Annotated in this window: 6 protein-coding genes; 1 reads left to right on the top strand and 5 read right to left on the bottom strand. The window is 62.5% G+C overall.

The window, feature by feature from the left end; translation table 11 throughout:
• From Q8Q83_RS01095 to Q8Q83_RS01075, 5 genes are all read right to left on the bottom strand, one after another.
• Positions 1-737: DEAD/DEAH box helicase (locus Q8Q83_RS01095; RefSeq protein WP_305620375.1), on the bottom strand; the 737-nt coding region annotated here is incomplete at its 3' end.
• Positions 738-834: 97 nt separating this feature from the next.
• The gene (locus Q8Q83_RS01090; protein ID WP_305620373.1) at positions 835-1,998 is read right to left on the bottom strand and encodes a dipeptidase; all 1,164 of its coding nucleotides are present in this window, start codon (positions 1,996-1,998) and stop codon (positions 835-837) included.
• A 209-nt stretch (positions 1,999-2,207) separates the two neighbouring features.
• On the bottom strand, positions 2,208-3,146 hold the full coding sequence (locus Q8Q83_RS01085; RefSeq protein WP_305620371.1) for a GGDEF domain-containing protein: 939 nt from the start codon (positions 3,144-3,146) through the stop codon (positions 2,208-2,210).
• A 194-nt stretch (positions 3,147-3,340) separates the two neighbouring features.
• Positions 3,341-5,242 carry an acyl-CoA synthetase gene (locus Q8Q83_RS01080; protein ID WP_305620370.1) on the bottom strand — a complete coding sequence of 634 codons (1,902 nt, stop codon included), beginning with the start codon at positions 5,240-5,242 and terminating at the stop codon, positions 3,341-3,343.
• A gap of 22 nt (positions 5,243-5,264) precedes the next feature.
• Positions 5,265-5,924 carry an alpha/beta hydrolase gene (locus tag Q8Q83_RS01075; RefSeq protein WP_305620368.1) on the bottom strand — a complete coding sequence of 220 codons (660 nt, stop codon included), beginning with the start codon at positions 5,922-5,924 and terminating at the stop codon, positions 5,265-5,267.
• Positions 5,925-6,403: 479 nt separating this feature from the next.
• On the opposite strand from Q8Q83_RS01075, the gene Q8Q83_RS01070 reads away from it, so the two are divergent.
• Complete coding sequence (locus Q8Q83_RS01070; RefSeq protein WP_305620367.1) at positions 6,404-7,432, top strand: amino acid ABC transporter substrate-binding protein; 1,029 nt, start codon at positions 6,404-6,406, stop codon at positions 7,430-7,432.
• Positions 7,433-7,520 lie beyond the last annotated feature (88 nt).

The following is a 7,520-nucleotide window of genomic DNA, read 5'->3' as shown; positions in this document are numbered from 1 at the left end:
CCGCGCTGGTTGAAGTCGAGCAGGCGGCCCGGGGTGGCCACGAGGATGTCGCAGTGACGGGCTTCGAGGTGCTTGAGCTGCTTGTCGAAGTCCATGCCGCCGACAAACGTCATGACGTTGAGGCCGGTGTACTTGGTCAGGTCGGCGGCGTCCTTGGCGATCTGCACCACCAGTTCGCGGGTCGGCGCGATGATCAGCGCCCGCGGCTCGCCCATATAGCGCTCTTTCGGCGGTGGGGTCTGCAGCAGCTGGGTGATGATCGAGATCAGGAAGGCGGCGGTCTTGCCGGTGCCGGTCTGGGCGCGGCCGATGGCGTCCTGGCCGTTCAGGGTGTAACCCAGTACCTGGGCCTGGATCGGCGTGCAGTAGGGAAAACCCAGGTCGTGGATGGCGTGCATCAGCTCGGGAGAGAGCTTGAAGTCGTGGAAGCGGGTCTTACCCTCGGCCGGCTCGACCTTGAAGTCTTCCAGTTTCCAGGTATCCAGGGGTTTGGCCGCACGTTCGCGGCGCGGTTTTTTCTCCGGGCGCGAATGCTCGGCGCTGTCGCTAGTGGCCGTTGCGGCGGCAGAGTGGTCCGGCTCGCTGGCGGTTGGGCGCGGTGCGGCGGTGCGGTTGCGGTTGTCGCTGGGGGCAGCGTTAGCGCGAGGCGTTGCAGGCGTAGCGGGCTGGCTTGCTGGGCTGGGCTGCCCGCCCTCGGTTTTGCCGAACATTTTCTTGAGTGCTTTGAGCACGGTCATCTCGTCAATTGGTTAAGGAGTGAACGGTCGCCAGTGTAAAGCAAGAAGCCGGCGCGGCGAAGTGCCGCGCCGGATAGCGGCCATTGGGCGGTTTTACTCAATGCTCGGGAAGGCTGGCAAGCAGCAGGCGCTGCACATTGCCGCCCATGATCGCGGCAATCTCGCTGGGGCTGAAGCCGGCCTTGAGCAGGCCTTCGGTCAGTTGCGCCAGGCCGGTGACATCGAAGGGCGCGTGGATGGTGCCGTTGAAGTCCGAGCCCAGGGCGACATGCTGCACGCCGATCTTGTCGGCGGTGTAGCGGATCGCCTGGACTATGGCCGCGACCGAGGTGGCGCACACCGCCGTCTCCCAGTAGCCGATACCGACCACCCCGCCGCTGGCGGCTATGCCTTGCAGGTGTTTGTCGCTGAGGTTGCGGGTGCCCTTGCAGGTGCCTTCGACGCCGGTGTGGGACACCAGCACGGGGCGTGTGGCCACGGCCAGCACATCGTCGATCAGCGGACGCGAGGCGTGGGCCAGGTCGATCAGCATGGCTTTTTCTTCCAGGCGCTGGATCACCTGACGGCCAAACGGGGTCAGGCCGCCTTTGGCCAGGCCGTGGGCCGAGCCGCCGACTTCGTTGTCGAAGAAGTGGGTCAGGCCGGCGATACGGAAACCGGCGTCGTACAGGCGCTCGACGTTCTCCAGCTTCCCCTCCAGCGGGTGCAGCCCTTCGCTGGCGAGGATGGCGGCAACGCGCTGCGGGTCCTGCTGCCAGGCCTGGATAAAGGCGGCGAAGTCGCTGCGGGTGCGGATCAGGCTCAAGCGGCCCTGGCTGCCGGCGCTGGCTTGTTGCAGCTTGTGGGCTTGATACAGGGCGCGTTGCAGCAGGCTGCTCCAGGTTTCCCGGGGCCAGCGCTGGGCCATGGCCAGCAGGGTGAGGTTGTCGGTTTCGGCGCTGTTGCTTTCGTAGTTGAGGCCGCGCGGGGTCTTGGTCACGGTGGAGAAGACTTGCAGTCCGACGCGGCCTTCGAGCATGCGCGGCAAGTCGGAGTGGCCGAAGTCATAGCGTTTGAGCAGGTCGCGCTCCCAGAGCAGCGCGTCATCATGCAAGTCGGCGATAAACAGGCTGCTATGCAGTTGCTTGGCCGGTGCGCTGGCGGGGTAGGGCGCGGGCGACTCGACGCTATTCAGCGTGCGGTCGAGTAGCGAGGGCAGGGCGAAGACCAGGCCTGCGCCGAGCAAGAGCAGAACCAGCAGGCTCAGTAGAAGTTTGCGCATAGGGTGCCATCCGGGCGTGATTGTTATGCGCCGACTCTAACAGAGCGATAGCGGGATTGAAGGGCGTTAGAACCTGTTTACGATCTCGCGAGCTAGAGCCAGACAAGGCAAAAACAGGCGAGGAAGCGCAGTTTACTAGCTGTAAATGAGCATTCCGAGGCTGTTTTTAACGCCGGATGGCCGACGCGCAGCAGATCGTAAATAGATTCTTAGCCGCAGAGGCAGTCGCGGCCCTGTTGCTTGGCGCGGTACAGCGCGCTGTCGGCGCGGGCGATCAAGCCTTGCAGGCTGTCTTTCGGACGCATCTGGGCCAGGCCGATGGAGACGGTCACGCCTGGTAGAACGCCGATGGGGGAGTGAAAGGAACTGACCTTGCGCAGGGCCAGGCGCAGCCGCTCACCGATGCCGCGGGCTTCTTCTTCGGCGATTTCCGGCAGCAGAATGACGAACTCCTCACCGCCGAAACGGGTCAGGCTGTCTTTCGGCCGCAGCTGGTTGCGCAGCGTATGGGCCACCAGGGTGAGCGCATAGTCGCCGGCGAGGTGACCATGCTGGTCGTTGTAGACTTTGAAGTGGTCGACATCCAGCATCAGCATGCACAGCGGTTTGCCATTGAAGGCGCTGCGGGTGCTTTCACGCTCGAACATATGCTCCAGCCAGCGGCGGTTATAGGCGCCGGTGAGGACGTCGATATTGGCCGTATGCTCGCTGCTGATGATGGTGCTGTTGCCTTGGCGCACCCGTTCGCAGAGCAGCGCCAGCATGTTCTGCATCAGTTCGGGGGATTGCTGGAACAGCTGGAACAGCGATTCGCGGTGCAGGCGCAGCACGCTGCTCGGCTCGGTCGCCACCACATAGGCGCAAGGGTGTTCGTTGTCGATAAAGCTGATTTCGCCGGCACAGTCGCCGACATTCAGGATGCTGACCGCCAGACTGTCCATGGAGCCGAGATAGACCTTGAGCTGGCCTTTGAGCAGCAGGTAGAGGTATTGGTTGCGGTTGAAGGGCGATAGCAGGACTTCGCCGGACTCCAGGTCGCAGGCGCGAAACTCCTTGAGCAGCTGGCTGATGCTGCTGACCGCGACATTATTGAACAGTCGCAGTTGCCGTAGTTGCTGCAGGTCGACCTGCCACTTGGCATTTTTCATGAAAGTGACGGGTACGGCTGATGGAACACTGTGACTGGCATCGCTAACGCTCCCTGCATTGTGGGCGAACACCTGGGACGACCATATTCCTCCAATCGAGGTCTGACAATCCTTGGTGTAAATCCGAGTGACCGATGGTGCTTAAATTGAACCCTCGGTCACGTTTTTGCGCAATCCCTGCGCCAGTGCGCACTTCAGTGGTCGTGATGCAACTCGAAACCTATGGCGAAACCCGCCAGACGCTTGGCCACTGCCTGTGCCAGCGCGGCATCCTTGTGGGACAGATGGATATGCGCCACCTGACCGCGCTGCTCATCGCTGCGTACTTCAACCCGTACCTTGGCGTCCAGTTCAGCCAGGGCTATTTGGTAGGCACGGGCAATGGCATCGAAGCGTAGGCTAGGCTTGAACGTCTTGCCAACCGCGGTGAGCGGAATAGCGTCGATAATCCACACATCCTTGGGAATGGCGGCGCGTTCGGGGATATGCGCGGCGGCGTGGGCCAGCAATTCGGCCTCGCTGGCCTGGGCGCCGGGCTTGAGCTGCACATAGACCACCGGCAGTTCGCCGGCCTTCTCATCCGGTTTGCCGACCGCAGCGGCCATGGCCACGGCGGGGTGCTTGTGCAGCGCTTCTTCGATCATCTGCGGGTCGATATTGTGCCCGCCGCGGATGATCAGGTCCTTGCTGCGCCCGGTCAGCCAGATATAACCGTCGGCGTCGATGCGGCCCAGGTCGCCGGTATTGAACCAGTCGCCATCGACCCAGATGCCGCTGTTCTTGCTGCTCTGCAGATAACCCTTGAACACAGTCGCACCGCGAATGCACAGGTTGCCGATTTCATTGGTCCGGGCTTCACGCTGGTAGTGGCCCTGCTCGTCGAGCAGCTTGATGCTCACCTCGCAGTAGGGCATGCGCAGGCCGATGGAGCCGGGGCGGCGCTCGCCGCCAACCGGGTTGGCGCAGCTGCCGCAGGTGCCTTCGGTGAGGCCATAGCCTTCGATCAGGGTCAGGCCGGTCTTGCCCTCGAACTGGCGGATCAATTCCACCGGCATGGGGGCGGCGCCGCACAGGGCGTATTTCAGCGAGGACAGATCATGGCCTGCGCTGGGCACCTGCAGCAGTCCGGCATAGATAGTCGGCACGCCGCTGAAGAAGCTGACCTTGTGCTGTTCGATAAGCTTCCAGAAGTTCGTCAGGAGGTTGGGGTTGCGATAACCCTGGGGCGTGGCCAGCAGCACCTCGGCGCCGCCGATAAAGGCCGTCAGCCCGGTGACTATCACGCCGTTGACGTGAAACAGCGGCAGGCCGCAGAGGGTCACATCGCCCGGGGCGAAGCGGGTCACCAGGTTCATGCTGTAGGCCATGGCCACTTCGTTGGCGTGGCTGTGCGGGGCCAGCTTCGGCGTGCCAGTGGTGCCGCCGGTGTGGAAGTAGCTGGCGATGTCCTCGGGCTGAATGACCCGGCCGCTGTCCAGCTGGTCGTCCGCGCAGCTGGCGATCAGCTCGTCGAAATCCAGCACGCCGTCCGGCAGTGCTCCGCGTTGTGCCTGGACGGCACTGCGCTGCGGTTCGGGCAGCAGGTTGGCCATGTCCACGCAGATAATGGCTTTCAGTTGCGGCAGCCGCTCGCGCAGGCTTTCGACCTTGGCCCACAGGTCGGTGCCGGGGAAGGGCGCCAGGGTCACCAGCAGCTCGGAGTCGGAGGCCTTGATCAACTCGGCGATATGCGCAGGTTCGAGCAGCGGGTTGATCGCGTTGACTATGCCGGCGGCCTCGCCACCCCAGATGGTGAAGTGGGTCTGCGGCAGGTTGGGCAGCAGAAAGGACACCGCCTTGCCCGGGCGCAGGCCCAGGCGGTGGAAGGCATTGGCGGTCTGGGTGATCTTGCCCAGCAGTTCTCGGTAGCTGAGCCGGTAAGTGGGCTCGTCGGCCGTGCCCTGCAGAATAAAGGACAGCGCCGGCGCATCGGGTTGCCGGGCAGCCGTGCGGCTGATCAGCGCGAAGGTGCTGCTCGGCAGGTCGCGCTCGGCCAGCGGGGTCTGTTCGATCTGTTCAATATCGCGCAGTGACTCGATTGCAGGGATGGCGTGCATAGGGGCTCTCGTTTAAAGGCGATCAGCTGTTCAGTTGCTGTTCCAACCAGTCGGCGATGTCGCGGATTTCCTCATTCACCACTTCGTGGCCCATCGGATAATCGCGCCATTGCACATTGACGCCGGACGCGCTCAGGTAGTCATGGGCCGCACGGCCCATGGCCGGCAGGACTATGTCGTCGAATGTGCCATGCAAGCACAGTACCGGCAGTTGTTTTTTTGTATCGGCGAGTACGACCTCGGTGCCGAAGGTCGGCGCGTAGGTGGACAGGGCCAGCACCCCGCCGAGGGCGAATTGCCAGCGCAGGAAGGCGGCGTGCAACACCACCGCGCCGCCCTGGGAGAAACCTGCGAGGAAGATGCGCGCCGGGTCGATGCCGCTGTCGCGTTGCACCTCTATCAGCCTGATCACTTGCTGGGCGGAGTCCTCCAGCTGGTCGCGGTTGATCGCCCGCGCCGGGCTCATGGCCAGGATGTCGTACCAGCTGGGCATGGCGTAGCCACCATTGATGGTGACCGCCTGGGTTGGCGCTTGCGGCAACACGAAGCGGGTGCTGCGCAAACGCTGCTGCAGGGCCTCGGCTACCGGCATAAAGTCGTAACGGTCAGCCCCCAGGCCGTGCAACCAAATGACGCAGGCGTCGGCCGCGAGTGTGGGCTGAAGAATCAAAGGGTCGGTCATCTGTGGCTCCGCCGTGGTGCGCGCGCGCTGAATAAGGGCGCGGGAAATTTTACCGGGTGACTAATCTAGAAAGAAGTTGTCGCCAGGGTGAAAGTTTTGCTCTTGACCCGTCCGTATGGTGCTCGGGGCGCGGTGCTGGTACGGGCCTTGCTATATACCTGGAGACTGATGCCGTTGTCCGTTGGTGGTAACACTGCTACCGAATCGGGCGCGGAGCAGACTGGGAACCCTTTGGGGGGCTTCCCACTACTTTCGCCAAGCGCTACCTGCTGAGCGATCCGTAATTTGCTTTCCGTCTCTGACCCATTCAAATAATGGGAAGGCGTGAGTTTATGGCCGAAGGAGCAATCGGCAACTAAACTCGCTCCAAGGTCTGATCCCCGGTTGAATCTGTTGCTGCCGACAGCCTCAACGAGCCCCACAAGGGTACGGTGGTAGGGCCGAGACTCCAAACACAACAAAAGCAACTGGAGGTTTTAATGAAGATGGTGAAATCCACTCTGGCAGTACTGACTACCGCAGCCGTTCTCGGTGTCAGCAGCTTCGCGCAAGCGGGCGCTACCTTGGATGCGGTACAGAAGAAAGGTTTCGTACAGTGCGGCATCAGCGATGGTCTGCCTGGCTTCTCCTACGCCGATGAAAAAGGCAATTACCTGGGCCTGGACGTTGATACCTGCCGCGCCGTAGCCGCCGCCGTATTCGGCGACGCGACCAAGGTCAAGTACAGCCCGCTGACCGCCAAGGAGCGCTTCACCGCGCTGCAGTCTGGTGAGGTCGATATCCTCTCGCGTAACACCACCTGGACCAGCTCGCGCGACTCGGGACTGGGCCTGAACTTCGCCGGCGTCAACTACTACGACGGTCAAGGCTTCCTGGTAAACAAGAAGCTCGGCGTTTCCAGCGCTAAAGAACTCGATGGCGCCACCGTGTGCATCCAGGCCGGCACCACCACCGAGCTGAACCTCTCCGACTACTTCCGCGCCAACGGCCTGAAGTACACCCCTATCACCTACGATACCTCCGACGAGAGCGCCAAGTCGGTGGAAGCCGGTCGTTGTGACGTGCTGACTTCCGACCAGTCGCAGCTGTACGCGCAGCGCATCAAGCTGGCCAACCCGGATCAGTACGTGGTGCTGCCGGAAGTGATCTCGAAAGAGCCGCTGGGCCCGGTCGTGCGTCAGGGTGACGAAGAGTGGTTCGACATCGTGCGCTGGTCGCTGTTCGCCATGGTCAACGCCGAAGAACTGGGCGTCGACTCGAAGAACGTCGCAGACCAAGCCAAATCCACCAAGAACCCGGATGTCGCGCGTCTGCTCGGTGGCGAAGGTGAGTTTGGTAAGGATCTGAAACTGCCGAAAGATTGGGCCGTACAGATCATCAAGCAAGTGGGTAACTACGCTGAAAGCTTCGAACGCAACGTCGGTGCTGGCAGCGAGCTGAAGATTGAGCGTGGTCTCAATGCCCTGTGGAACAAAGGTGGTCTGCAGTACGCACCGCCGGTGCGTTGACCGTCTGTTGCCGGCGTCCCGTTCTGGGCCGCTGGCATCGTTCTGATTGATGTGAACCTCATGCCCGCCGATGCGGGCATGAGGGTTC

The organism is Pseudomonas sp., assembly GCF_030696055.1.
Taxonomy (GTDB): Bacteria; Pseudomonadota; Gammaproteobacteria; order Pseudomonadales; family Pseudomonadaceae; genus Aquipseudomonas.
The sequence above is the reverse complement of the archived record's forward strand: the minus strand, read 5'-3'. Positions and strand labels throughout refer to the sequence as shown.

What these genes read in the sequence shown, in the direction of transcription:
- Q8Q83_RS01090 (WP_305620373.1), bottom strand. Translation starts at nt 1,998, where the DNA reads ATGCGCAAACTTCTACTGAGCCTGCTGGTTCTGCTCTTGCTCGGCGCA.
- Q8Q83_RS01085 (WP_305620371.1), bottom strand. Translation starts at nt 3,146, where the DNA reads ATGAAAAATGCCAAGTGGCAGGTCGACCTGCAGCAACTACGGCAACTG.
- Q8Q83_RS01080 (WP_305620370.1), bottom strand. Translation starts at nt 5,242, where the DNA reads ATGCACGCCATCCCTGCAATCGAGTCACTGCGCGATATTGAACAGATC.
- Q8Q83_RS01075 (WP_305620368.1), bottom strand. Translation starts at nt 5,924, where the DNA reads ATGACCGACCCTTTGATTCTTCAGCCCACACTCGCGGCCGACGCCTGC.
- Q8Q83_RS01070 (WP_305620367.1), top strand. Translation starts at nt 6,404, where the DNA reads ATGAAGATGGTGAAATCCACTCTGGCAGTACTGACTACCGCAGCCGTT.